The sequence below is a fragment of the Micrococcus sp. LASM2_SD2 genome (assembly GCF_057364565.1).
In genome coordinates this window covers 1-1,278 of record NZ_JBNFOB010000383.1, presented here as the reverse complement: position 1 = coordinate 1,278, position 1,278 = coordinate 1, and the positions used below count along the sequence as shown (strand labels likewise).

The following is a 1,278-nucleotide window of genomic DNA, read 5'->3' as shown; positions in this document are numbered from 1 at the left end:
CCAGGCCGCACGGCGCATCAGCTCGTCGCCGCGGCCGGCCTCCAGCAGCGGACGCTCGGCCGCGCGCACGGCGGCGCCGGTGACGGCGAAGGACTCGAGGGCGGTCATGGGCGGGCCTCCGCGATGCAGTAGGCGACGGCCACCGGGCCGTCATGGCTCAGGGTCAGGTGCCAGTGGGTCACCCCGAGTCGGTCCGCACAGTCCTGGACGGTGCCGGTCAGGTGCACCTGCGGGCGGCCGTCGCCGTGGTCCGGGCGCGGGACCTCGCAGTGCTGCCACTGCATGCCCGCCGGCGCGCCGAGTGCCTTGGCGATCGCTCCTTGGCCGCGAAGCGTGCGGCCAAGGAGGTCAGGGGGAGGTCACGCTCGGCCGGGGTGAACAGCCGCTCGCGCAGCCGCGGGGTCCGCTGCAGCTGCCTCTGAAAGCGTGCGACGTCCACCACGTCCACGCCGATGCCCACGATCATCCGTCAGTCCTTCCGCCCCACGACACCGGGGACGAGCCCCGGGGCCTCCAGTCTGCCGGATCGGCGGGCCGCCCCGCGGACCGGGCCTCGGGGGCCGCCCCCGTCACGGGCCGCAGGGCAGCACCGTGCTTCAGCCGGTCCACCGGCCGCTGCAGCCACTCGGAGTGCTGGCTGCATCCCGGGGTGACGGCCACCTTGAGGAACGCAAGCGTGCCGTAGAGGGTCTGCTGGGTCTTCGACCGCAGGCCCGCGCCCTGGTCGTACTGGTACATGGCCACGGAGTCGTCCGGGCCGGAGAGGCAGCGCTCGGCCAGGATGCGGGACCGCTCGAGGTGCCGGCCGTGGGTGAGCACGCCGAGGCTGCGCAGGCCGAGGTCCTCCATGCGCCCGGCCGCGTAGACGACCTCGCCCTGGGTGGTCACCGGGTCCGGGGAGAAGCACTCGACCGTCACGCCCTGCAGGCGCGGATCCGCCGCGGCCGGTGCGCCGCAGAGCTTCTCGAAGCCGTCCGGATGCAGGTACCCGGAGACGAACAGGCGGTCCGTGACGCCGCGGCCGGCGAGGTCCAGTGCGGCGTCGTAGACAGCCGGGTCCGTGTAGAGCACCAGCAGCGCGTCGACGTGGTCCGGCTCGTCCGGCTGCGGGTTCGTGGTGAGCCGGAAGCCCCAGACGAGGACGGCGGCCACCGCCACGGTGAGCACGGCGAGCGTGGCGGCCACAGCACGTCCCAGCAGGTGGCGACGGCGGGCATCGGAGGCGTGCGGCCGTCGTCGGGAGGGCCCGAACGGATGGGACCCGGCCCCCGAGGGGCG

At 74.7% G+C, this 1,278-nt stretch carries 1 protein-coding gene and 1 pseudogene; both read right to left on the bottom strand.

The window, feature by feature from the left end; genetic code table 11:
• Positions 1-104: 104 nt before the first annotated feature.
• Positions 105-466: pseudogene (locus AC2W7A_RS12555) on the bottom strand (holo-ACP synthase).
• Positions 463-1,278 (bottom strand): hypothetical protein (locus AC2W7A_RS12550; RefSeq protein ID WP_485991627.1); only part of this gene is annotated, 816 nt, incomplete at its 5' end. The gene AC2W7A_RS12550 and the pseudogene AC2W7A_RS12555, both read right to left, overlap by 4 nt.